The organism is Nocardioides silvaticus (assembly GCF_003160695.1).
GTDB lineage: Bacteria > Actinomycetota > Actinomycetes > Propionibacteriales > Nocardioidaceae > Nocardioides > Nocardioides silvaticus.
In genome coordinates this window covers 30,297-54,322 of record NZ_QGDD01000014.1, presented here as the reverse complement: position 1 = coordinate 54,322, position 24,026 = coordinate 30,297, and the positions used below count along the sequence as shown (strand labels likewise).

Genomic DNA, 24,026 nt, shown 5'->3' with positions numbered 1-24,026 from the left:
TGGCACGGGGGCCCGACACAACGTGCGCCGGGGTGCGGTTGGGCTCCAGGAGCCCAACCGCACCAGGCCGGTGCGTCAGCGCCACACCTTGGCGTAGTCGACGGTGTACGTCGCGGGCAGCTCCGTGGCCTCGGTCACCGCGTTCGGCCCCCACGGCAGGTCGACCCCCATGGTGAGGATCATGCTGAACGGCTGGTCGAACGGCTTCCCGCCGAGGAGGCCGGTCACGCTCAACGGGCGCTCGAAGCACAGGTCGCCGTCGATGAAGAACCGGATCTCCTCGGGCGACCACTCCATCGTGTAGGTGTGGTAGCTGCTCGGTGTGCTGACCTGGCAGCCGACGCCCGTGTCGTCGATCGTGTCCCCGAGGTAGTGGAGCGTCGGCAGCACGTGGTTGGGCGCGTTCGACCACCACTCCGCGATGTCGATCTCGCCCGAGGCCGGCCAGGCGCCGTAGACGCTGTCGACCGGCATGGCCCAGAAACCGCCGTGGAGGCCGGGGACGGTCGTCTCGGGATACTTCGCCCGCACCTCGAACCGGCCGTACGTCTGGGAGAACTTGCCCCGGGTCCCGATCGTGCCGCCGGTGTACGGGGTGGAGAACGCACCGAGCAGCACGTTGTGGCAGGCAATCTCCTCCGCCTCGCGCCGGGCCGTGAGCCGCAGCTCCCCGTTGTGGACGTCGACGTTCTCGGGCGTGTTCCGGTAGCAGGTCTGGCCGGACCTGAAGCCGGTGAGCGAGGTGTCCTGGGTGGCCCACTTGGTCGGGTCGAGCGAGTCTCCGTCGAAGTCGTCGACGAAGGAGCACGTCCAGGTGCTGCCGTCCTCCTTGAGGAGCAGATCACCACACGCGTCGGGTTGTTCGGTGTAGGTGAACCGGTCCGCAGCCGGCTCCACACCCGTGATCACACCGTCCGCGGTGGTCACCCGGATGTTCCGGGCGCCGGTGTCGGACGCGGCAGGAGACGTCGCGGTGATCCGGGTGGCGGAGTCGACGGTGAAAGCAGCGGCGGGCCCGGCATCGCCGAAGGTGACCTCGGTGGCGTCGGTGAACCCGGTGCCGGTGATCACCACCTCCGTGCCTCCGCTCATCGGGCCCGCCGACGGCGTGACCCGGGTGATCACGGGGGTGTAGGTGAACAGGTCGGCGTCGACCTCGGCGCTGGCACCTCCGGTCGTGGTCACCGAGACGTGGCGAGCCCCGATCGTGGCCGTGGACGGGGACGTCGCGGTGATCCGGGTCGGGGAGTCCACGGTGAAGCTGCTCGCGGGTCCGGCCGCGCCGAAGACCACCTCCGTGGCTCCGGTGAAGTCGGTGCCCGTGATCACCACGCTCGTGCCCCCGGTCGTCGGACCCGAGGCCGGCGAGACCCCGGTGACGGCGGGCCGCGCGACGTAGGTGAAGCTGCCCGCGTCCGTCTCCGCGCTCGCACCACCCGGCGTGACGACCGAGATCGGCTGGAGGCCCGCGGTGTCCGAGGACGGTGAGGTCGCCGTGATGCGGTAGGCGTTGTCGACGGTGAAGCTGCTCGCGGGCCCGGCGTCGCCGAAGACCACCTCGGTGGCTCCGGTGAACCCGGTGCCGGCGATCACCACGGTCGTACCTCCGCTCTGGGGGCCGGACGACGGCGAGATCGCGGTGACCGCGGGCTTCGCGACGTAGGCGAACACGCCGGCGTCGGCATAGGCACTGGTGCCGCCCACGGTCGTCACCGTGATGGCCCGGAGCGCGATCGTCGTCGACGGCGGTGAGACCGCGGTGATCTGGGTCGGGGAGTCCACGGTGAAGCTGGGCGCGTGCCCGGCCACGCCGAAGGTCACCCTGGTGGCACCGGTGAAGTTGTTACCGGTGATCACCACGTTCGTGCCGCCGCTCAGGGGGCCGGACGACGGCGAGATCGTCGTCACGGAGGGCGCCGGGGCGGTGTAGGTGAAACCACCAGCATCGACGTAGGCGCTGGTGCCGCCCGGGGTGGTCACCGTGATCGCGCGAAGCCCGATCGCCGTCGACGGCGGCGAGATGGCGGTGATCTGGGTCGCGGAGTCCACGGTGAAGCTGGGGGCGAGCCCCGCGTTCCCGAACTTGACCCTGGTGGCACCGCTGAAACCGGTGCCCGTGATCACGACGGCGGTGCCCCCGGCGATCGGGCCGGACGACGGCGCGATCGAGGTGAGCACCGGGACCGGGGCGGTGTAGGTGAACGCTGCCGCGGTGACCGCCGCGCTGGTCCCGCTCGCCGTCGTCACCGTGACCGCCCTGAGCCCGGTGGTCGCCGACGTCGGCGAGACCGCGGTGATCTGGGTCGCGGAGTCCACGGTGAAGCTGGCTGCCGGCGCCGTGCCGAAGAGCACCTTGGTGGCGCCGGTGAACCCGGTGCCCTTGATCACCACGTCGGTGCCCCCGGCGATCGGACCGGACGACGGCGCGATCGAGGTGACCGCCGGAGCCGGGGCGGCGTAGGTGAACGCTGCCGCGGTGACCGCCGCGCTGACGCCGCCCGCGGTCGTCACCGTGATCGCCTGCGCACCGGGCGTCGCCGACGGCGGCGAGACCGCGGTTATCTGGGTCGCGGAGTTCACCGTGAAGCGGGTCGCCGGCGCGGTCCCGAAGAGCACCTTGGTCGCCCCGGTGAACCCGGTGCCCTTCACCACCACGGACGTACCCCCCGCGACCGGCCCGGATGCGGGCGCGATCGAGGTGAGCACCGGGACCGGGGCCGGCGCGGCGTAGGTGAACCGACCGGCGGTGACGGCCGGGCTGACCCCGCCCGGGGTCGTCACCGTGATCGCTCGGACCCCGACGGTCGCCGACGGCGGCGAGACCGCCGTGATCCGGGTCGCGGAGTCCACGGTGAAGCTGGCCGCCGGCGCCGTGCCGAAGAGCACCTTGGTCGCCCCGGTGAACCCGGTGCCGGTGATCACGACGCTGGTGCCGCCGCTCGGTGGACCGGAGGTCGGCGTGATGGCGGTGATCGCAGGGACCACGGTGGCGACCCGCCACTGCGCATACGCAGTGATGGGCACGGGGGCGCCGTCGACGCTGGCCCCGCGCAGCACATCGGTGGCCGCCACGCGGACGCCGCTGCCGTCGGCGGCGCTGTTCCAGGCGGTGAAGCTCGCGCCCGACTTGGTCGGACTCGCCGGGAAGGTGCGCGCGCCGCGCGCGAACGTGCTGGCGAACACGGTCACCGGGGCGGGCGCAGCGGACCCGCCCTGGGTGTTGAAGCTGACGGCGTAGTGCAGGCCGGTGACCGTGACGCCCGCGGCCGTGACCTTCTCGCTCGGCAACAGGATCCGCCCGCGGTTGTCGATCTGACCGGCGCCCACGACGGTGGCGTACGTCGCGCCTGATCCGCCGGAGCCGTCGATCACACCGGCGGCCCCGACGGCGATCTCCACGCCGGTGGAGTTCGGGACCCGCAGGATGCCCGAGGGCAGCCGCAGCAGTCCGCCGGTCACCGCCAACGTCCCGAAGGACGACCCACCGTCCCCCGGACCGATCGCCGAGCTGCCGGTCTCCGCGGTGTTGACGCTCGAGGCGATGACGGTGCCGCCGGTGATCTTCGTGGCTCCGCCGTTGCCGGACGGTCCACCGCCGATGCCCGCGGCGCGCTGGCCGCCGGTTGCGACGACGGTGCCGCTGGCGACGGTGAGGGTGGCAAGGGTGTTCTGGATGCCGGCGACGTCGGAGGTGGCCCCGGCGTCGGCGGTGAGGGTGCCCCCGGTGCCGGTGTCGGTGACGGTCAGTGCCCGGCCGCCGGCGATCACCACGTTGCGGACGGTCAGGTCGTGTCCGGCGAGGGAGAGGATCGCGTGACAGCCGACGTCCACCTGGGCGTCCGGGGCGACGATGTCGGCCGCGAGCGTGATCGTGGTCGGCGCCGTCCGGGTGCCGGTGCAGCTGCCGCTCGCGGCGCGCAGCTCGCTGATCGTCGTGACCGAGCCGTCCGCCGCGGCCGCGTCGTCGACCGAGACCGTCGCGGTCACGGCGAGAACGGCGGCGATGACTGCGGGGACGACTGCCGGGACCGGAAGCAGACGGCGGGGGCGCCGCAGGGGAAGGTGGGACATGACAAGACCATCCGTCGGGAGGTTGGGGCATCGGCCGGCGGACGGGTCCGGGAGCGGTTCCTATCCAGGTGCCAAGAATATGTCCACTTCTGATACCGCTTCGCCCTCAGTTCGGCCGCGGATCAGTAGTCAGAAAGGACTAGCGCCGGCTGCTTCCCACACCTCTGGAGACGCAGGAACCCGGCCCCTCAGGGACCGGGTTCCGGTGGAGCCGCCTGTCGGAATCGAACCGACGACCTGCTCATTACGAGTGAGCCGCTCTACCGACTGAGCTAAGGCGGCGTGCTTCGGGATGCTTCCCGACCCAGGGGTCGAGCAGCCGCCGTGGCAACCCGCGGAAGCATACCGGCGGCGTCGGGGTGCGACGAAACCGGCGGGGGTCGGTCAGGCGGAGGCGCGCAGCTGGGCCCAGGGCACCTCGGGGACCGGGGTGCCCGCGTCGGCTGCCTGGGCCCGCTTGGCGAGCTCGTGGGCGTAGCGGGTGATGCGCAGCATCATCGCGGCCGACGGGGTCACCGCGCCGTTGACGTACGTCGAGAGCCGCGGCGCCGACGTGCCGACATAGCGCGCGAACTGGCGCTGGCTGCAGCCGCTGATCGCAACCAGGCGGCGGATCTCCATCGCGACCTCGAGCCGGTCGGCCTCCTCGTGCCGCTTGCGGTAGACCTCCGCGCAGGCGGCGATCGCCTCGGCGGGGGCCGGCAGGCCGGCCTCGACCGCGAGGGCGTGCAGCCGGCTCGCGTCGGGGCTCCACGGGTTCGCGGCCACGTTGGCGAGCACCTGTCGCCAGGCGCCGGCGCCGTGCTGCTCGAGCAGGCCGCGGAAGCGCTCGACCGTCCTCGGGACCGGCGCGCAGTCGGCGTCGTCGATGCCCTGCATCAGCAGCCAGAAGGCCGTCCGGCCGCACACGGTGGCGATCTCCTCCGCCTCGGCGGGCGAGTGGCCGGCCCGGCGCAGCAGGTGGTCGATCTGGCCCGCACGCGAGAGCTTGACGAGCGCGCTGGTCGTGAAGGGCAGGTTCGCGCCCACGCTGAAGTGGCCGTCGAACTCGCTCTGCAGGGCCGCGACCGCGCGGTGGCCGTGCCGGCGGACGAGCTCCGCGGTGCGGGCGTAGTCCTCGGGCCCGCCGCGAGCGACGACGGCGAGGAGGTTCGTCAGCACCTCTGCGCGCCGCGCCGCCTCGGCGGTGTCCGGAAAGGTCGCGATCAGGTTGTCGAGACGACCGAGAGTCGAGCGATGCGGTCCCGCATCGAGCTGGAGCGTGCGTTCGAGCACAATTGACGTCATGGCAATACACCGTCCCCCTGGAATTGCTGCGATGGAGCGTCGCAGCAATTGCACTATCCGATACGGCGGCGGTGATCGGCAAATTTCGTTGAGCTAGATAAGCGAATTGGTCTAGACCGATCCGCTCCTCCCGACCGGTGGGTCAGCACTCCGTGCCGTCGTCGGGGACCGTGCCGTCGACGAAGTAGGCGTGGACCGTGTCGTCGATGCAGGCGTTGCCCTTGTTGTAGCCGGTGTGGCCGTCGCCGTCGCGGGTGAGCAGCACGCCCGACTCGAGCTGCTCGGCCATCGCCACCGCCTCCTCGTACGGCGTCGCCGGGTCGCGCGTCGTGCCGATGACGACGATCGGGCCGGCGCCCGCGCCGTCGACCTCGATCTCCGGCTCGGTGGTCCCGAACGGCGTGCCCTGGCAGGCGGTGAGGCCCCAGGCGAACACGGTGCCGAAGGTCGGCGAGGCCTTCTCGAACTCGTCGAAGTACGACGGCACCTTCTTCGCCGGGATCGACCAGGGGTCGTCCAGGCAGTTGACGACGCTGATCGCCTCGAGGCTGTTGTCGGTGTAGGTGCCGTTCTCGCGCGAGCCGTAGGCGTCGGACAGGAACAGCAGCGTGCTGCCGTCACCCTCGAGCGCCTCCTGCAGGCCGATGTCGAGGTAGGACCAGTTGTCCTTGGAGTACAGCGGTGTCACCAGGCCGAAGAACGCGTTGCCGACCGTGAGGTCGCGCTCCTCCCCCGTCGGCAGCGGGTCGGCGTCGATCTCGTCGAGCAGGTCGCTGATCGTGCGCAGGCCCTCGTCGACGGAGTCGCCGAGGAAGCAGTCGCCGCCGTCGACGCAGTCCTCGAGGTAGGCCCGCAGCGCGGTCTCGAAGCCCTTGGCCTGGCTCAGCGACCCCTCCAAGCTCGACAGGCTCGGGTCGACCGCGCCGTCGAGGACGAACGGACCGACGTTGTCGGGGAAGAGCGAGGCGTACGTCGCACCGAGGCGGGTGCCGTAGGAGAAGCCGAAGTACGGCAGCTTCTGCTCGCCGAGCGCTGCCCGCAGCACGTCCATGTCGCGGGCGACCTCGATCGTGCTGACGTGGTTGCCGAGGTCACCGGACTTCTCCTCGCAGCCCTCCCAGAACTCCTCGCCGAGGTCGACGAACTCCGCGACCTCCGCGCGGTTGTCGGGATCGGGGTCGCCGGCGACGTAGTCGTCGAGCTCGGGGTCGGACAGGCAGTCGACCGGGCTGGAGTCGCCGGTGCCGCGCGGGTCGAACCCGACGATGTCGAAGCGCTCGCGCAGCTCGGAGGCAAAGTAGAAGTCGGCGTTCTCGGGGACCGACGTCCCTGGGGCGCCCGGACCGCCCGGGTTGACCACCATCGCACCGATCCGGTCACCGGTCGCCGGCGCCACCTCGAGGTTGATCTCGATCGTCTCGCCGTCCGGCTCCGCGTAGTCGAGCGGCACCTCGAGGGTGCCGCACTCGTTGTCGCCGCAGCCCTCCCACGCGATCTGCTGGGAGTAGAAGGACTCCAAGCCCGCCGGCACCGGGGCGGTGGGCCCGGACCCGCTGTCGGTCACCGAGGGCTCCGCGGACGAGGCCGGCGTCGTGCGGTCACCGCCGGTCGAGTCGTCCCCGTCGTCGTCCCCCGTCACCAGCACGACGCCGACCGTCACGCCGACGGCGACGACGAGGGCCCAGATCACGACGACCGCCACGATCAGCTTCTTCACGCGTCTCCTCAGGTCCGGTCGGTCACCGCGGGGACCCGCAGGGCGACCATCATCGACTCGAGTGCCAGGGGCACCGGCACGTTGAACTCCAGCATCTGTTCCCGCGCCTCGAAGATCCAACCGATGCGCTGGAGGTTGAGCTCGGGCGTGGACGTCTGCACGATCCGCTCGATGTCGGCCCGCACGTCCTCGTTGACCAGCTCGCCGGCCGCGCCGGTCGCCAGCGCGATCGCGTCGCGGTAGACCGAGACCAGGTCGAGCAGCCCGCGGTCGACGACGTCGAGCTGCCGACGCTTGGCGCGGGTCTTCTGGGCGGCCTCGAGATCGCGCAGCGCGGGGGCGTACTCCCGCGGGCGGCGGCCGCGCTCGACCACGCCGTACGCCGCGTCGAGGTCGACCTTCTCCCGGGCGTCGAGCTCCGCGGTGATCTCGTCGGCCTCCGCCTTCGCGACCTCGGCGAGGTGGGCGGCGGCGGCAAGGCACTGGCCGAGCGTCGTCAGCCGTGCCGGGATCGCGACGATGTCCTGTCGCCGGTCGCGCACCGCGTCGTCGAACGCGAGCGCCTTGGCCCGGCCGATGTGGCCCTGGCTGGCGCGGGCGGCGTACGACGCGCGGTCGGCCGGGCACCCCTTGGCCTCCAGGAACGTCGCCACCTCGGCGGCCGTCGGCGTGCTCAGGGCGACCAGCCGGCACCGCGACCGGATGGTCGGCAGCAGGTCCTCGACCGTGGGGGCGCACAGCATCCAGACGGTGCGCGGGTTGGGCTCCTCGATCGCCTTGAGCAGCGCGTTGCAAGCCTGCTCGGTGAGCCGGTCGGCGTCCTCGACGACGAGGATCTGCCACCGCTTGCCCATCGGCGTCAGGGCCGCGCGCCGGACCAGCTCGCGCACCTCCTTGACGCCGATCGTGAGCTTCTCCGTGCGCACGACGGCGACGTCGGCGTGGCTGCCGGCCAGCACGGTGCGGCAGTCGTGGCAGCCGTCGGGGCAGGTCGGGCCGAGGCCACCCGCCTCGCACTGGAGGGCGGCCGCGAACGCCACTGCGGTGTTGGACCGGCCCGAGCCGGGCGGCCCGGTGAACAGCCAGGCGTGGCTCATCCCCTGCCCGGCGACGGCGGTCTGCAACTGCTCGATCGCGGCGCGCTGGCCGACCAGGCTGGTCCAGACGCTCATGAGGGCGACTGCCCGGACCGGACGGCCTGCGCCAGCAGCGGCGCGACCCGCTCCCGGATCGCGGCGGCGATGGTGTCGACGTCGGCGCGCGCGTCGAGCACGAGGTAGTGCGCCGGGTCCTCGGCGGCCAGGTCGAGGAACGCTTGGCGGACCCGCTGGTGGAACGGCAGCGACTCCCCCTCGATCCGGTCGCGCTCGTCGAAGCGGCCGAGCCCGGCCTCCGGCTCGAGGTCGAGCACGACGGTCAGGTGCGGGCGCAGGTCGCCGGTGGCCCAGCGCGCGACGTGCTCGAGCGCGCTGGTCCCCCGCTGGTCGAGCTTGTCGAGACCCCGGCCGACGCCCTGGTAGGCGAGCGCGGAGTCGACGTAGCGGTCGGTGACGACCACCTCTCCCCGCGCCAGCGCCGGGAGCACGACGGTCTCGACGTGCTCGGCCTTGTCGGCGGCGTAGAGCAGCGCCTCGGTGCGGTCGTCGAGGTCACCGGTCTCGGGGCTGAGCACGATCCGGCGCACCTCCTTGCCGACGGCCGTGTCACCCGGCTCGAAGGTGAGGCGTACGGCGTACCCCTCCGCGGCCAGCGCGTCGCTGAGCAGCCGGGACTGGGTCGACTTGCCGGAGCCCTCGCCGCCCTCGAAGCACACGAAGACGCCGGTGTCGGTGTAGCGGCCCGGCCAGGTCATGGCTCCAAGGTAGGGCAGCGCTCCCACAGATCCGGGGCCGGGCCACGCCGCGGAGCGGCCTCGCTCAACCGCCGCGGGCGGCGACCAGGCCGGACTGGTAGGCGAGCACGACGAGCTGGGCCCGGTCGCGGGCGCCCAGCTTGGTCATCGCCCGGCTCACGTGGGTCTTGGCGGTCATGGGGCTGAGCACCATCCGCTCGGCGATCTCGTCGTTGCTGAGCCCGTGCGCGACCAGGGCGACCACCTCGCGCTCCCGGTTGGTGAGCAGGTCGAGGTCGGCGTCGGGCAGGACGTCGGCCGGCCGGGACACGAACTCGCTGATGAGCCGCCGGGTGATGGCGGGGGACAGCAGGGCGTCGCCGCGCACGGTGACCCGCAGCGCCTGGAGCAGGTCGTCGGGCTCGGTGTCCTTGACGACGAACCCGGACGCTCCGGCGTGGAGGGCGTTGAAGACGTACTCGTCGATGCCGTAGTTGGTCAGCATCACGACGCGGACGTCGCCGAGCCGCTCGTCGCCCACGATCCGGCGGGTCGCCTCGATGCCGTCCATCTCGGGCATCTGCACGTCCATCAGCACGATGTCGGGGGCCATCTTCACGGCGAGGTCGACCGCCTCCAGCCCGGTCGCCCCCTCTCCCACGACGTCGATGTCGTCCTCGGCGTCGAGCAGCGCGCGGATGCCGGTGCGGATCAGCGGCTGGTCGTCGACCAGGACGACGCGGATCACGACGCCTGGTCCAGCGGCAGCTCCGCGTGGACGCGGAAGCCGCGGTCCGGGAGCGGCTCGGCCGTCACCCGGCCCCCGAGCGCGGTGACGCGCTCGCGCATCCCGACCAGCCCGTAGCCCGGCACCGGGCCGGGGACCGACCCCGCGCCGTCGTCCTCGACGCGGACGGTGAGCGAGCGCTCGCCGTAGGTGATCTCGACGGTGGCAGTGGCGTCGCCGGCGTGCCGGGCGGTGTTGGTGAGCGCCTCCTGCACGACGCGGTACGCGGCCTGCTCGACCGGCGTGGGGAGCGGACGGCGCGGGCCGAGGACGCGGAACGTGGTCGCCAGCCCGGACGAGCGGACCGAGTCGACCAGCGCGGGCAGCCGGTCGAGGCCGCTGCCGTTGTCGTCGTCGCGGCGCAGCACGTCCAGCGTCGAGCGCAGCTCGCGCACCGCCTCGGTGCTCGCGGCCTGGATCGCCAGCAAGGCCTCCGACGGCTGCTCGCCGTTCTTCCGCGCCAGGTGGGTGGCGACGCCGGCCTGCACCTTGATCACGGAGATGCTGTGGGTGAGCGAGTCGTGCAGGTCGCGGGCGATCCGCAGCCGCTCCTCGACCGCGCGTCGGCGGGCCGCCTCGTCACGGCTGCGCTCGGCCTGCTCCGCCCGCTGCTCGGCCTCCCGCAGCCGGGCGTTCCATTGCACGACCGCGACGCCGGCGACGGCAGCGGAGAGCAGCCAGCCGGCGGCGAACAGGGCCTGGTGGCCGGGGTGCCCGGGGTGCCCGCAGCGCTGGAGGAACGATGGCATGGGCCGATGGTAGGCACGTTCCGGACCCGCGTGCGTCCGACGACGGGAGTAGCCCGTCGGTACTCCCCTCGTCGTAGGGCCGCGGCCCCACCGACCCCGGAGCGGCACCGAGAAGAGACGCCGTCGGGGGGACGCGCGCCGCATGCCGCGCCCCGCAGGATCGTCCGCACCGACGACGGAACGAGGAGATCCCCATGGACCTGCGTGCGACCGACACCGCGACCGAGCTGCTGCACCCCGGCGACGAGGGGTACGACGCCGCTGCGGGGGTGATGTGCGGCCACGGCGCCCCGGCTCTCGTCGCCCGTCCCCGCAACCCCGAGGAGGTCGCGGCCGCGTTGGAGCACGCCGTCCGTCACGACCTGGAGGTGTCGGTGCGCTCGGGCGGGCACAGCCTGCTCGGTCACAGCACCAATTCCGGCGGGATCGTCGTCGACCTGGGCCACCTCGACACCGTCGAGGTCCTCGACGAGGCGCGCCGGCTGGTTCGGATCGGCGGCGGGGCGACCTGGGGCGCGGTGGCGGCCGCGCTGGCGCCGCACGGCTGGGTCGTGACGTCGGGAGACACCGCGTCCGTCGGCGTCGGCGGCCTCACCCTCGGCGGCGGCATCGGCTGGCTGGTCCGCAAGCACGGGCTGGCCATCGACCAGCTCGTCGGCGCCCGGGTCGTCACCGCCGACGGCCGGCTGGTCCCGGCGTCGGCGACCGAGAACGAGGCGCTGTTCTGGGCGTTGCGGGGCGGGGGCGGCAACTTCGGGGTGGTGGTCGACCTCGACTTCGTGGCGCAACCCGCGCGCACCGTGCGGTTCGGGTCGATCGACTACTGCACCGACGACATCGCCGGACTCCTTGCGCGGTGGCGGGACGCGATGCGCGCCGCGCCGGACGAGGTGTCGAGCACGCTCGTGGTGCCGCCGACGGCACCGGGACTGCAGTCGACCGCGACGGTGCTGGTGTGCCACGCACCCGACCCCGACAACGGTGACGACGACCCGGTCTTCCCACTGCTCGACCTCGGCCCGGTCGCCGACTGGTCGATCTCCGAGCGGGCGTACGCCGACATCCTCGAGCCGGCACCGCCGCACCCGCCGGGCATCCGCCCGCACGTGCGCAACACGCTGGTCCGGGCGCTCGACGACCGGGTGATCGCTGCGATCGACCGGTTCCGGGCGGGTCCGGCGCCGACCATGGTCGCCGTGCGCAGCCTCGGCGGCGCCGTCGCCCGGGTGCCGGCGGACGCGACGGCCTTCGCCCACCGCGACGCCGAGGCGATGGTCGTCGGCGCGGTGGTCCTGCCGATGGCCGCGCCGGCGGAGCAGGTCGACCGCGCGCTGGCGCCGTGGGACGCGGTTGCTGCGCACGGGGTGGGCGCCTACGTCGGGTTCCAGGGCGCGGACGGACCGGACGACGTCGCGGCTGTCTACCCCCGGGCCACCCGGCTCCGCCTGGCCACGGTGAAGCGCGCCTACGACCCGGACAACCTGTTCCGCAGCAACCACAACATCGCGCCGCTCGGCAGGTAGAACCGCGTGCAACGCCGCGATCGAGGCGGCGTCAGGACTTCTTGGCGGTCTTCTTCGCCGTCGACTTCTTGGTGGTCTTCTTCGCCGCGGCCTTCTTGGTCGTCTTCTTCGCGCCGCGCTTGGCCGACTTCTTGGCCGGGCCCTTGGCCCGGCGCTCGGCCAGCAGCTCGGCGGCGCGCTCGAGGGTGATCGCCTCGACCGAGTCGTCCTTGCGGAGGGTGGCGTTGTACTCGCCGTCGGTGACGTACTCACCGAAGCGGCCGGCCTTCACCACGACCGGCTGGCCCGAGACCGGGTCGTTGCCGAGCTCCTTGAGCGGGGGCGCGGCCGCGGCCCGCCCGCGCTGCTTGGGCTGGGCGTAGATCGCCAGCGCCTCGTCGAGCGTGATCGAGAAGATCTGGTCCTCGGTCTGCAGCGAGCGGGAGTCGGTGCCTTTCTTGAGGTAGGGACCGTAGCGCCCGTTCTGCGCGGTGATCTCCTCCTTCGACTCGGGATCCTCGCCCACGACGCGCGGCAGCGACAGCAGCTTGACCGCGTCGGCCAGCGTGATCGTGTCGAGCGACATCGACTTGAAGAGCGAACCCGTGCGCGGTTTGGCCGCCTTGGGTGCGTCCTCGGGCAGCTCCTCGGTGACGAACGGGCCGTAGCGGCCGTTCTTGGCGGTCACGCGCAGCCCCGTCTCCGGGTGGCTGCCGAGCTCGATCTCCTCACCCGCCGGGTTGGCGAGCAGCTCCCTGGCCTTGGCCGGCGTGAGCTCGTCGGGCGGCAGGTCGTCGGGCACGTTGGCCCGCTTGCCGGCCGGCGCACCGTCGTCGCCGGGCCCCTCGAGGTAGGGCCCGTACTTCCCGACCCGCAGCGCGATCCCGTCCTCGGGGTCGCCGACGGGGAAGGTCGCCAGTGCTTTCGCGTCGATGTCGCCGAGACCGTCGACGAGCGGCTTCACCCCGATCAGGTTCTCCGAGCCGTAGTAGAACTCGTTGAGCTCGCTGACCCGGTCCTTCTCGCCGCGCGCGATGTCGTCGAGCACGGTCTCCATCAGCGCGGTGAAGTCGTAGTCGATGAGCCGGGTGAAGTGCTCCTCCAGCAGCCGCACGACCGAGAACGCGATCCATGCCGGCACCAGCGCGGTGCCCTTCTTGTAGACGTAGCCGCGGTTGAGGATGGTGCCGATGATCGAGGCGTACGTCGAGGGCCGCCCGATCTGACGGTCCTCGAGCTCCTTGATCAGCGTGGCCTCGGTGAACCGCGCGGGCGGCTTGGTCTCGTGGCCGTTGGCGCTGATCGACGCCGCCGAGACCGCGTCGCCCTCGGCCAGCGCGGGCAGGCGGGTCTCCTGGTCGTCCTTCGCTGCCCCCTCGTCGGTGCCCTCGACGTAGGCCTTGAGGAAGCCGTGGAACGTGATCACGCGACCGGAGGCGGCGAACACGACGTCCTCGCCGGTGGCGGCCGCGCCGCCGAGGCGGATCGAGACCGACTGGCCGACCGCGTCCTTCATCTGCGAGGCGACGGTGCGCATCCAGATCAGCTCGTAGAGGCGGAACTGCTCGCCGGTCAGCCCGGTCTGCGCCGGTGTGCGGAAGGAGTCGCCGGCGGGCCGGATCGCCTCGTGCGCCTCCTGGGCGTTCTTGACCTTGCTCGTGTAGGTGCGCGGCGCGTCGGGGAGGTACTCGCCGCCGTACAGCTCCTGCACCTGCGACCGGGCCGCTGCGATCGCGTTGCCCGACAGCGTGGTCGAGTCGGTGCGCATGTAGGTGATGAAGCCGTTCTCGTAGAGACGCTGCGCCACCGACATGGTGACGCTCGCGCTCATCCCGAGCTTGCGGCTGGCCTCCTGCTGGAGGGTCGTCGTGCGGAACGGCGGGTAGGGCGAGCGCTTGTAGGGCTTCGACTCGACCGAGCGGACGCCGTAGGAGGTGTCGGCGAGCGCGCCGACCAGCGACTCGGCCCGGTTGCGGTCGAGGTGGACGACGTCGGCGTTCGGCTTCAGCAGGCCGTCCGGGCCGAAGTTCGTGCCGGACGCGACCCGGGTGCCGTCGATCGAGTGCAGCTTGGCCGGGAACATCCGCTGCTCGTGCTTCGCGCCGGCGTCGAAGGTGCCCTCGAGGTCCCAGTACGACGCGACCCGGAACGCCATCCGCTCCTTCTCGCGGTCGACGACGAGGCGGGTCGCCACCGACTGCACGCGGCCGGCGGACAGGCCGGACATCACCTTGCGCCAGAGGACCGGGGAGACCTCGTAGCCGTAGAGGCGGTCGAGGATCCGTCGGGTCTCCTGGGCCTCGACCAGGTCCATGTCGAGCTCGCGCGGGTTGGCGGCGGCCTCCTGGATCGCCGCCTTGGTGATCTCGTGGAAGACCATCCGCTTGACCGGGATGTCCTTCGGCTTCAGCTCGTCGAGCAGGTGCCAGGCGATGGCCTCGCCCTCGCGGTCCTCGTCGGTGGCGAGGTAGAGCTCGTCGGCGTCCTTGAGCAGCTGCTTGAGCTTGGAGATGTGGCTCTTCTTGTCCCGCGGCACCACGTAGTAGGGGACGAAGTCGTTCTCGACGTCGATCGCCAGCCGGCCCCAGGGCTTGTCCTTGATCTTGGCCGGGGTGTCGGCGGCGTTGTTCGGGAGGTCGCGGATGTGACCGATCGAGGACTCGACGACGTAGCCGTCGCCGAGGTACCCGCCGATCGTGCGGGCCTTGGCCGGTGACTCGACGATCACCAACTTGTGTGCCACTCGGACCTACTTCATCTGTGTCATGGGGTGGAGAGGGGTCGTTCGGCCGATCACGGTAGCGCGTGGTGTCTAGCCGACACCGATCTGTCCGACGAAGTCCTCCTGCTGGCGGATCAGCTTGTCGTTGCCGATCGGCACGACGGAGATGTAGAGACCGAAGGTCTCGGGGTCCCCGGTGTCGACGACGATCACCTGCGCGACGTCGCCGTCGACCGGGATGTCCGGGTCGTCGACCCGCAGCTCGGAGGTGAGCTGGAAGCCTTCGCTGCCATCGACGGTGATCTCGCCCGAGTCCAGGTCCGCGCGGCCGCTGAAGCCTTGGTAGAGCTCCTGCGACTGGGACATGCAGGCCATCACGACCTCCGCCGCCTGCGCAGGGTCGTCGAACCCGTTGGCCCGGTGCAGCCCGCCGACGCCGTAGACCGAGACCCAGTTGTAGGAGTCGCCGGTCGCGATCTCCTTCTGGGTGGCGATGAAGTCGTCGGCGAACGCGAACGCGGGTGAGTACAGCGGCTCCGGCACGTAGTCGCGGCTGACCGGGATGGTGAGCCCGCCACCGCTCACCTGGGTGGCGTCCGACGGCGGCAGGCTCGACGGCTCCGGCTGCCCGCCCGTGCACTGCTGCGGGGTCGGGGCGGTGGGGCCGGTCGTGCTGTCGGTGGTGTCGGACGGTCCAGTGCTGGGCACGGTCGGCGTGGCATCGGTGGTGTCGACGGCGCTCGTGCCGTCGTCGTTCGCGTCGGTGTCGTCGTCGTCCGACAGCGCGCGGTAGCCGACGAACCCGGCCACACTGAGCCCGGCCAGCAGCAGCACGGCGCCCACCACGAGCGCGATGACCAGGCCGGTGCGGGGACCGCCGGGCTGCGGCGCGGGCGGGAACCCGCCGTACGGCAGCGGCTGCGGCTGGTGCGGGACCTGTCCGTAGCCGGGTGCCCCCGGCGTCGGCAGCGGGTTCGGCGGCGGGGTCGGCGGCGGGCTCGGCGGGGGCGGCGTCGACCGCGGCGGCACCGGTGGGGGTGCGTACGGGTTCCCGGTCGTCTCCTGGCTCCAGGAGGTGCCGTCCCAGTACCGGTAGGTCTGGGGCTGCCCTGCGGGGTCGGGGTACCAGCCGGCTTGCGTCACGGCGTCAGTCTGCCTGAACGGGAAGGAGGAACGCCTCGCCCACCAGGCTGACGACCTCCGGCAGGTAGCGCTGGCTGGTCTCGGCCGGGTCGAGCCCGAGCAGCTGCGCGACGGCATCGAGGATGGCGCCGACGGGCAGCTCGCCGTCGCAGGCACCCACCACCGCGGCGACGACGGTGTCGACCTGGCGGGCCCGCCGGAATCCCCGCTGCTGGCGCAGCAGGATCGTCGCGGGGTCCTCCGCACCGACGGGGCCGACGGTCTCCTGCCGGACGTCGGGCCGCACCACGAGGGTCGAGGACGGGTCGACGACGGCGGCCCGGGCCTGCGCCCACTCCGCGATCGCCGGCGCGATCGGCTGCTCGACGTCGTAGGGCCAGTCGACCAGCTCCCGGTGCCTGGCCGAACTGGTCGAACCGGCCGAGCCGGTGGCACCGGTGCGGTGCAGGTTGATCCACCCGAACCCGATGCCGGTCACGCCCTGATCCTTCAACCAGGAGAGCCAGGCGTCGTACCGCGCGACGTAGTCGGCGATGGTGCCGGCGCCGACCGCCGGATGGTGCCCGGAGTCCTTGAGCCAGAGCTCGACGTACGCCGACGGGTCGATCACCTCGCGCTGCACCACCAGCGCGTCGCAGTCGTCGGGCAGCCAGCCGGCCAGGCGCTCGTCCCACGGCCGGTCCCCCACGATCGCCCAATTGGCGAGGACCTGGCACCAGCCGCCGTCGGCGAGGTGCTGCGGCGCGGTGCGGACGACGTGCTCGACGACCTGGTCGCCCGGCATCCCCGAGTCGCGGTAGACGAGGCGGTCCGACCGGCTGCCGGTCGCGGGCGAGATCACGAACGGCGGGTTCGTGGCGATCAGGTCGAAGCGCTCGCCGGCGACGGGCTCGAAGAAGGAGCCGTCGCGCACGTCGACGCGATCGCCCACCTCGTTGAGCTCGGCGTTGAAACGGGCCAGGTCGAGCGCGCGCGGGTTGATGTCGGTGGCGACCACCCGGTCGGCGTGTCCGGCGAGGTGCAGTGCCTGCACGCCGCAGCCGGTGCCGAGGTCGAGCGCGGAACCCACGTCCTCGCGCAGCGTGAGCTGGGCCAGCGACGTCGACGCCGGGCTGATCCCGAGCACGTGGTCGCCGGTCACCTGCTGCGGCCGGCCGTCCAGCGCCGGGGTCAGGTCGCTGACCACCCACAGGTCCCCGGTCCCCGAGCCGGCCGAAGGGTCGTCGGTGCCGTAGGGACGGCAGTCGAGCAGCGCCGCGACCTCACCCGCCGACTCCGCCACCATCCCCTCGGCCGCCAGTCGCCCGACCAGCCCCGGCAGCGCCCGCTCCGCGTCGACCGCCGGCACCGGCTGCTGCAGCAGGAACAGCCGGACCAGCGTCGCGAGCGGGCTGCCGTCCGTCGTACGACCGAGTGCCGGGGTGGTCTCGTTGCGCGACAGCGCCGCGTGCGCCTCGGCGCCGAGCAGCCCGGCGACCGCGTCGTAGGTGAAGTCCGCGGCGAGCAGCGCGTCGCGGAGCGGACCTGCGAGCGACGGGGTCAGCGGATGTCGATCTTCGGCGAGTTGTCGGCGAAGCAGTTGACGCCGGCGCTGAGCATGTTCTTGGGGTCGACGTGCACGTAGTACTTGCCCTTCTTGGGCTTCGTCGCCACCTTGATCGTGAACTTCCCGGCGGCGTCGCTCTTCACGACCTTGAGCTCCGGGTCCGCACCCTTGGTGACCCGGCGCAGGCTCACCGTGCGCCGGGGGCCGCACTCGTCGTACAGAGTGCCGCGGGTGGCGCCGGTGAAGAGCTTCTTCTTGCCGTTGTAGCGCAGCGTGGACACCGTGCTGGAGTGGTCCGGGCAGCCGTTCTCCTTGACGCCGGGGCGCTCCTTGCACTCGTCGTCCAGATAGCCGACGCCGTCCTCGTCGGAGTCGTAGCCGCGTGGAGTGGGGTCGCAGGCGTTGCCCATCCCCTCGGTGCCGTCGGGGATGCCGAGGACCTCCGAGGGCTGGAGGGTGCCGTCGAGCGACTTGTCGTCGTCCTCCTGCAGCGGGTTGACGTCGACCGGGCAGTTGTCGACGTTGTCGGGGACGCCGTCACCGTCGCTGTCGACGGGAAGCGGGTCGGTCGCCAGCGACGCCCACGACGGCGCGGAGAACCCGAACTTCTTCACACCGAGCACGTCGGCCTTCGCCGCTCCGAGGAGGCTGCCGCCGTCGAGGCCGGCGGTCGCCGCCTCGGTCGTGGTGCCGAGCACCATCGGTGCCCCGAGCGAGATCTGGGCCGAGGCGAGCGCGGTGCGCGGCACCGCGAAGGCGACGTAGGCGCCGCCGTCGGCGCCGGGGTAGGTCGTCGCGGTCGCCGCGGAGGTCGGGATCACGGTGCCGACGGTTCCCGCGTCCTTCACGCCCGCGTTGTTGGCGGCGGTGAAGAAGGTGATCGTGTTGGCTGCCGGGTCGTAGCGCAGGGCGCGCTCCCAGCCGGCCGTGCTGCCGTTGGTGTCGAACTGGACGACGTAACCGCCCGTCGCGCCGGCGGCCGGGGCCGCGGCGACATGGAACCGGAACGAGGCGTGGGTGAGGTCGGCGGCGACGAAGACGGTCCCGTCGCCGAGGGGGCCGCCCGCCTTGGTGAGGTCGAGGTGGGGCGTGCCGAGGTCACCGGCCTCGTCGCCTCGGACCACCGCCGACTTCTTCACCGGCGTCCAGCTCGTGCTGTCCGGTCCTGGCAGTGCGGCCTGGGAGCTCGGCGCCGCGACGGCACCCAGTCCGGTCACCAGCCCGGCGGCCACCATTCCCAGGCACAGCCCGCGGACCGACCCCATGCGTTCCCTCATCACTCACCATTTCCCGATCGCTCACGCCGCTCTGTGGCGTCCCTCAGGCTGGGATCGTATCCCGCACGTGAGACCGCCCGGCCCCCTTCCGGGGACCGGGCGGTCTCGAGCAGGACGGAGGGCGCCGGTCAGGCGCTCTCGGTGGCCGTCGTCGGCGAGCCGACGTCGTCGCCCATCGAGGACTGCCGCTGCTTGGAGATGTAGACCGCGATGGCGATGCCCGCCGCGGCCGCGACCGCGATCAGGATCCGCACCACGTCGTTCTCGTCCTCGCCGTACGACAGGCTGACGATGGCGCCGACGATCAGCAGCGAGACCAGGTTCATCACCTTGATCAGCGGGTTGATCGACGGGCCGGCGGTGTCCTTGAACGGGTCGCCGACGGTGTCGCCGGTGACGGTGGCCGCGTGGGCCTCGGAGCCCTTGCCGCCGTGGTGTCCGTCCTCGACCAGCTTCTTCGCGTTGTCCCAGGCGCCACCGGCGTTCGCGAGGAACACCGCCATCAAGGTGCCGGAGGCGATCGCGCCGACGAGGAACCCGGCGAGCGGGCCGACACCGAGACCGAAGCCCACGGCGATCGGCGCGAGGATGGCGAGGATGCCCGGCGTCGCGAGCTCGCGCAGCGAGTCGCGGGTCACGATGTCGACGACCCGGCCGTACTCCGGACGTCCGGTGCCCTCCATGATCCCGGGGATCTCCCTGAACTGGCGACGCACCTCGTAGACGACGGCGCCGGCCGCCCGGCCCACGGCGTTGATCGCCAGGCCGGAGAAGAGGAACACGACGGCCGCGCCGAGCAGCGCGCCGACGATGAGCTTGGCGTCGTAGACGAGGAAGTCGCCGAGGAGGTCGAAGGAGTCCTCGTTGCTGATCTCCTCGAACGCGCTCTGCGTGTACGACGCGAACAGCGCGCTCGCGGCGAGCACGGCGGTCGCGATCGCGATGCCCTTGGTGATCGCCTTGGTCGTGTTGCCCACGGCGTCGAGCTCGGTGAGGATCTGGGCGCCGCCCTCGCTGACGTCGCCCGACATCTCGGCGATGCCCTGGGCGTTGTCGGACACCGGTCCGAACGTGTCCATGGCCACGATCACGCCGACCGTGGTCAGCAGGCCGCACCCGGCGAGGGCGACGGCGAACAGCGCGAGCTCGACGGCACCGCCGGCCAGCAGCGCGGCGCCGAACACGCCGGCACCGATCACCAGCGCGGTGTAGACCGCCGACTCCAGCCCGACCGAGATGCCGGAGAGGATCACCGTCGCGTGACCGGTCAGCGAGGTCTCCGCGACGTCCTTGACCGGGCGGTACTCGGTGCCGGTGAAGTAGCCGGTGAGCGCGAGGATCGCGGCGGCGAGCACGATGCCGATCACGACGGCGCCCGAGGCGAACAGCGCCGGCGACAGGTCGGCCTCGACGCCGGTGCCGAAGTCGCTCCACTCGCCCGGCAGGTAGACGAACGCGGCGATCGCGCTCGCCACCGCGCCCACGGCGGCGGACACGTAGAAGGACCGGTTGATGGTCGTCAGGCCGTTCTCACCGGCACGGGGCTTGGTGAGGAAGACGCCGCCGGCGGCGGAGAGCGCGCCGATCGCGGGCACGATCAGCGGGAAGACCAGACCGGCGTCGCCGAAGGCCTGGGAGCCGAGGATCAGCGCGGCCACGAGCGTCACGGCGTACGACTCGAAGAGGTCGGCCGCCATGCCGGCGCAGTCACCGACGTTGTCGCCCACGTTGTCGGCGATGGTCGCCGCGTTGCGCGGGTCGTCCTCGGGGATGTTCTGCTCGACCTTGCCGACCAGGTCGGCGCCGACATCGGCGGCCTTGGTGAAGATGCCACCGCCGACACGCATGAACATCGCGAGCAGGGCGGCGCCGAAGCCGAAGCCCTCGAGCACGTGCGGCGCCTCGTCCTGGAACGCGAGCACCACGACGCTGGCCCCGAGCAGCCCCAGACCCACGGTGGCCATGCCGACGAAGGCGCCGGTGCGGAGCCCGATGTTCATCGCCGCGTCGCGGCCCTCGGTCTCGGCGGCCGCGGCGACGCGCAGGTTGGCGCGCACCGCCAGCGACATGCCCAGGTAGCCGATCGCCCCGGAGAAGCCGGCTCCGACGAGGAAGAAGACCGAACGGAAGATCCGCGTGGTCGTCTCGTCGGCCGGCAGGGCCATGAGGGCGAAGAAGGCGATGGCGGCGAAGATCGCGAGGGTCCGGAACTGGCGGGTCAGGTAGGCGCTGGCGCCCTCCTGCACGGCCTGCGCGATGCGGCGCATGTTCTCGGTGCCCTCGCCGGCGGCCAGCACCTGTTGGCGGAACATGACGGCCAGTCCGAGGCAGCCGAGGGCGATGGCAGCCACGATCGCGACGAGCGCGGCGTCACCGCCTTCGACCTCCACCACAGCGGGAAGGATCCCGGGCATGCGTTTCCTCCAAAGGGGGATCAGGGGTGGGTCGAGCGACCCACGTCAGGGAACGCGGCGGAGTCTACGCACGGTGTGTTCCGGGACACACCACGGGTGTGACGGGGATCACCCGCCTTCGGTGGTCGAGTAGTCCGAGCGCTCTGCGCGAGGACGTGTCGAGACCTCGCGCTACGCCAGAGCGGCGTCTGCGGACTCGTGGATCGTGAAGACCTTGGCGAGACCGGTGATCCGGAAGATCTTGAGGAGCCGGTCCTGGTTGCAGACGAGCTGGAGCGAGCCCTCGTGGGCGCGCACCTTCTTCAGTCCGCCGACCAGGACGCCGAGGCCGGTCGAGTCGAGGAACTCGACCTCCTCCATGTCGATGATGAGGTCATAGCTGCCCGCTGCCACCAGCTCGGTGATGGTGTCACGCAGCTTCGGTGCGGTGTAGACGTCGATCTCGCCACCCACGGCAACGACGGTGCGCCCACCGACTTCGCGCGTCGAAAGGGTCAGGTCCACGTTTTCCATCCCAGAGAAAGTCGCAGTACGTAGTGCCTCATCAAACCACGACCGCCCCAACCGCGCACGATCACGGGATCTGTCGGCCTGTGGACGACAATGGACCCGTGTCCGCTCTGCCCACCGTCCCGACCCCGGCCCGGGGGTCCGGCGTCGACCCGGCAGCGCTGGTCGAGCGGCTCGCCGAGGGGTCCTCGCGCTCGGACCGGCTGACCCACCTGGAGCGGATCCCGGCGCGCGCCGCCGTCACCGAGGCGTGGCCGCGGTGGGCCGACCCGACGGTGGTGACGGCGTACGCCGCCCGCGGGATCACCCAGCCTTGGCGCCACCAGGTGCGGGCAGCCGGGCACGCCCACGACGGGGAGCACGTCGTGCTCGCCACCGGCACCGCGTCCGGGAAGTCACTGGGCTACCTGCTGCCGGCGCTGACCGCGATCCGCGCCGGTCGCGGACCGCGTGGGCAGCGCGGGTCGAGCACCCTCTACCTCGCGCCGACCAAGGCGCTCGCGCAGGACCAGCGCGCCTCGATCGCGGGTCTCGGGCTCGACGTCCGGATCGCGACCCACGACGGCGACAGCACCCAGGAGCAGCGCGACTGGACCCGCGACCACGCCGAGTACGTCCTCACCAACCCGGACATGCTGCACCGCTCGCTGCTGCCGACCCACGAGCGGTGGGCACGGTTCTTCGCGACCGTCGACTTCGTCGTCGTCGACGAGTGCCACCACTACCGCGGGGTGTTCGGGGCCCACGTCGCGCAGGTGCTCCGCCGGCTCCGCCGCGTGTGCGCCGCGCACGGGTCCTCGCCGACGTTCGTGCTGGCCTCGGCGACGGTGGCCGAGCCGGAGGTCGCCGCCCGGCGGCTCACCGGGCTCGACGTCGTCGCGGTGACCGAGGACGACTCGCCCCGCGGCGAGGTCGCGGTCGGGCTGTGGGAGCCGCCGCTGACGTCGTACTCCGGCGAGCAGGGGGCCCCGGTCCGGCGACCGGCACCCGCGGAGACCGCCGACCTGCTCGCCGACCTGGTCTGCTCCGACGTCCGGACCCTGGCGTTCGTGCGGTCCCGGCGCGGTGTGGAGCAGGTGGCGCAGCGGGCGTCCGAGCTGCTCGCCGAGGTCGACCCCCTGCTCGCCACCCGCGTCGACTCCTACCGCGGCGGCTACCTCCCCGAGGAGCGGCGGGCGCTGGAGGACGACCTCCGCAGCGGCCGGCTGCTCGGGATGGCGGCCACCAACGCGCTCGAGCTCGGCATCGACGTGAGCGGGCTCGACGCCGTGCTCGTCACCGGGTTCCCCGGCACCCGGGCCGCGTTCTGGCAGCAGGTCGGCCGGGCCGGCCGCACCGGCGGCGGGGCGCTCGGCATGCTCATCGCGCGCGACGACCCGCTGGACACCTACCTGGTGCACCACCCGGAGGCGCTGCTGGGCCGACCGGTGGAGGGCACCGTGTTCGACCCCGACAACCCCTACGTCCTCGGCCCGCACCTGTGCGCGGCGGCGCAGGAGCAGCCGCTCACGACCGCCGACCTGCCGCTCTTCGGGCCGACCGCCCGCGCGCTGCTCGACGACCTGGTCGAGGCGGGGCTGCTGCGACGGCGGCCGCAGGGCTGGTTCTGGACCGACCGGCGCCGGGCCGCCGACCTCGCCGACATCCGGTCGACCGGCGGCGCGCAGGTGCAGCTGGTCGAGGCGGACACCGGCCGGGTGGTCGGCACCGTCGACGGCGGCCGCGCCCACACCACCGCCCACACCGGCGCCGTCTACGTCCACCGCGGCGAGACCTGGGAGGTCGAGCGCCTCGACCTCGACGAGCACGTCGCCGAGATCCGCCGCACCGACGTCGACCACACGACGACCGCTCGCGACGTCGCCGACATCGCGATCGTCGAGGAGCGCGAGCACGAGATGTGGGGCCGGTGCCGGGTCTCGTTCGGCTCGGTCGACGTGAGCAACCAGGTGACCTCCTACCTCCGGCGGCGGAGCCGCACCGGCGAGGTCGTCGGCGAGTTCCCGCTCGACCTGCCCGTCCGCACCCTGCGCACCAGCGCGGTGTGGTGGACGGTGCCCGACGACGTGCTCGAGGCCGCCGGCCTGCTGCGCGAGGACCTGCCCGGCGCGGCGCACGCGGCCGAGCACTGCTCGATCGGCCTGCTGCCGCTGTTCGCGACCTGCGACCGGTGGGACATCGGCGGCGTCTCGACGGCCCGGCACCCCGACACCGGCGTGCTGACGGTGTTCGTGCACGACGGCCACCCGGGCGGTGCCGGCTTCGCGGAGCGGGGCTACGCCACCGCGCGCGAGTGGCTCACGGCGACCCGCGCGACCATCGCGGCCTGCGAGTGCGTTTCCGGCTGCCCGTCGTGCATCCAGTCGCCGAAGTGCGGCAACGGCAACGACCCGCTCGACAAGGCGGGCGCGGTGCTGCTGCTCGACGCGCTGCTCGCCCGCTGAGCCGGGTGAGGACTAGGGTCCCGGCC

The 24,026-nt window shown here is 72.3% G+C and carries 15 protein-coding genes and 1 tRNA gene; 2 read left to right on the top strand and 14 right to left on the bottom strand.

Annotation, left to right across the window (positions count from 1 at the left end):
- Positions 1–75: 75 nt before the first annotated feature.
- The 8 genes from DJ010_RS21405 to DJ010_RS21370 all read right to left on the bottom strand — a co-directional run bounded on the left by DJ010_RS21405 (position 76) and on the right by DJ010_RS21370 (position 10,442).
- A complete protein-coding gene (locus DJ010_RS21405) occupies positions 76–4,071 on the bottom strand; it encodes an IPT/TIG domain-containing protein (protein ID WP_146207434.1) in 3,996 nt (1,331 codons plus the stop codon).
- Between the two features lie 206 nt (positions 4,072–4,277).
- Positions 4,278–4,353 (bottom strand) — tRNA-Thr (locus DJ010_RS21400).
- Positions 4,354–4,455: 102 nt separating this feature from the next.
- Entirely contained in the window at positions 4,456–5,358 is a 903-nt protein-coding gene (locus DJ010_RS21395; RefSeq protein WP_146207433.1) for a helix-turn-helix domain-containing protein, read from the bottom strand.
- 142 nt (positions 5,359–5,500) lie between these two features.
- A complete protein-coding gene (locus DJ010_RS21390) occupies positions 5,501–7,075 on the bottom strand; it encodes an alpha/beta hydrolase (RefSeq protein ID WP_109697485.1) in 1,575 nt (524 codons plus the stop codon).
- A gap of 8 nt (positions 7,076–7,083) precedes the next feature.
- Entirely contained in the window at positions 7,084–8,247 is a 1,164-nt protein-coding gene (locus DJ010_RS21385; RefSeq protein WP_109697484.1) for a DNA polymerase III subunit delta', read from the bottom strand.
- Entirely contained in the window at positions 8,244–8,927 is a 684-nt protein-coding gene (tmk, locus tag DJ010_RS21380) for a dTMP kinase (RefSeq protein ID WP_109697483.1), read from the bottom strand. The genes DJ010_RS21385 and tmk overlap by 4 nt, the downstream gene beginning before the upstream one ends.
- A gap of 64 nt (positions 8,928–8,991) precedes the next feature.
- Positions 8,992–9,654 carry a response regulator gene (locus DJ010_RS21375; RefSeq protein ID WP_109697482.1) on the bottom strand — a complete coding sequence of 221 codons (663 nt, stop codon included), beginning with the start codon at positions 9,652–9,654 and terminating at the stop codon, positions 8,992–8,994.
- Complete coding sequence (locus DJ010_RS21370) at positions 9,651–10,442, bottom strand: sensor histidine kinase (protein WP_245927797.1); 792 nt, start codon at positions 10,440–10,442, stop codon at positions 9,651–9,653. The genes DJ010_RS21375 and DJ010_RS21370 overlap by 4 nt, the downstream gene beginning before the upstream one ends.
- A gap of 194 nt (positions 10,443–10,636) precedes the next feature.
- Here DJ010_RS21370 and DJ010_RS21365 point away from each other — a divergent pair, with 194 nt between their 5' ends.
- Entirely contained in the window at positions 10,637–11,965 is a 1,329-nt protein-coding gene (locus DJ010_RS21365; protein WP_109697480.1) for an FAD-binding oxidoreductase, read from the top strand.
- 31 nt (positions 11,966–11,996) lie between these two features.
- Here the strand turns inward: DJ010_RS21365 and topA are convergent, their stop codons facing one another.
- The 6 genes from topA to DJ010_RS21335 form a co-directional block, all read right to left on the bottom strand.
- Positions 11,997–14,687: a type I DNA topoisomerase gene (gene topA / locus DJ010_RS21360; RefSeq protein ID WP_109697479.1), complete on the bottom strand. Its 2,691-nt coding sequence runs from the start codon at positions 14,685–14,687 to the stop codon at positions 11,997–11,999.
- A 69-nt stretch (positions 14,688–14,756) separates the two neighbouring features.
- Positions 14,757–15,809, bottom strand: coding sequence for a DUF2510 domain-containing protein (locus DJ010_RS21355; protein ID WP_158283090.1), 1,053 nt, complete (start codon positions 15,807–15,809; stop codon positions 14,757–14,759).
- Positions 15,810–15,813: 4 nt separating this feature from the next.
- Positions 15,814–17,316, bottom strand: a complete 1,503-nt coding sequence (locus DJ010_RS21350) for a DUF7059 domain-containing protein (protein WP_439331702.1) — start codon at positions 17,314–17,316, stop codon at positions 15,814–15,816.
- A 32-nt stretch (positions 17,317–17,348) separates the two neighbouring features.
- Positions 17,349–18,632, bottom strand: a complete 1,284-nt coding sequence (locus DJ010_RS21345; protein ID WP_146207432.1) for a thrombospondin type 3 repeat-containing protein — start codon at positions 18,630–18,632, stop codon at positions 17,349–17,351.
- Between the two features lie 128 nt (positions 18,633–18,760).
- Complete coding sequence (locus DJ010_RS21340) at positions 18,761–21,046, bottom strand: sodium-translocating pyrophosphatase (protein ID WP_109697476.1); 2,286 nt, start codon at positions 21,044–21,046, stop codon at positions 18,761–18,763.
- Between the two features lie 171 nt (positions 21,047–21,217).
- Complete coding sequence (locus tag DJ010_RS21335) at positions 21,218–21,559, bottom strand: STAS domain-containing protein (RefSeq protein WP_281271158.1); 342 nt, start codon at positions 21,557–21,559, stop codon at positions 21,218–21,220.
- Between the two features lie 98 nt (positions 21,560–21,657).
- On the opposite strand from DJ010_RS21335, the gene DJ010_RS21330 reads away from it, so the two are divergent.
- Positions 21,658–24,000: a DEAD/DEAH box helicase gene (locus DJ010_RS21330; protein WP_245927795.1), complete on the top strand. Its 2,343-nt coding sequence runs from the start codon at positions 21,658–21,660 to the stop codon at positions 23,998–24,000.
- Positions 24,001–24,026 lie beyond the last annotated feature (26 nt).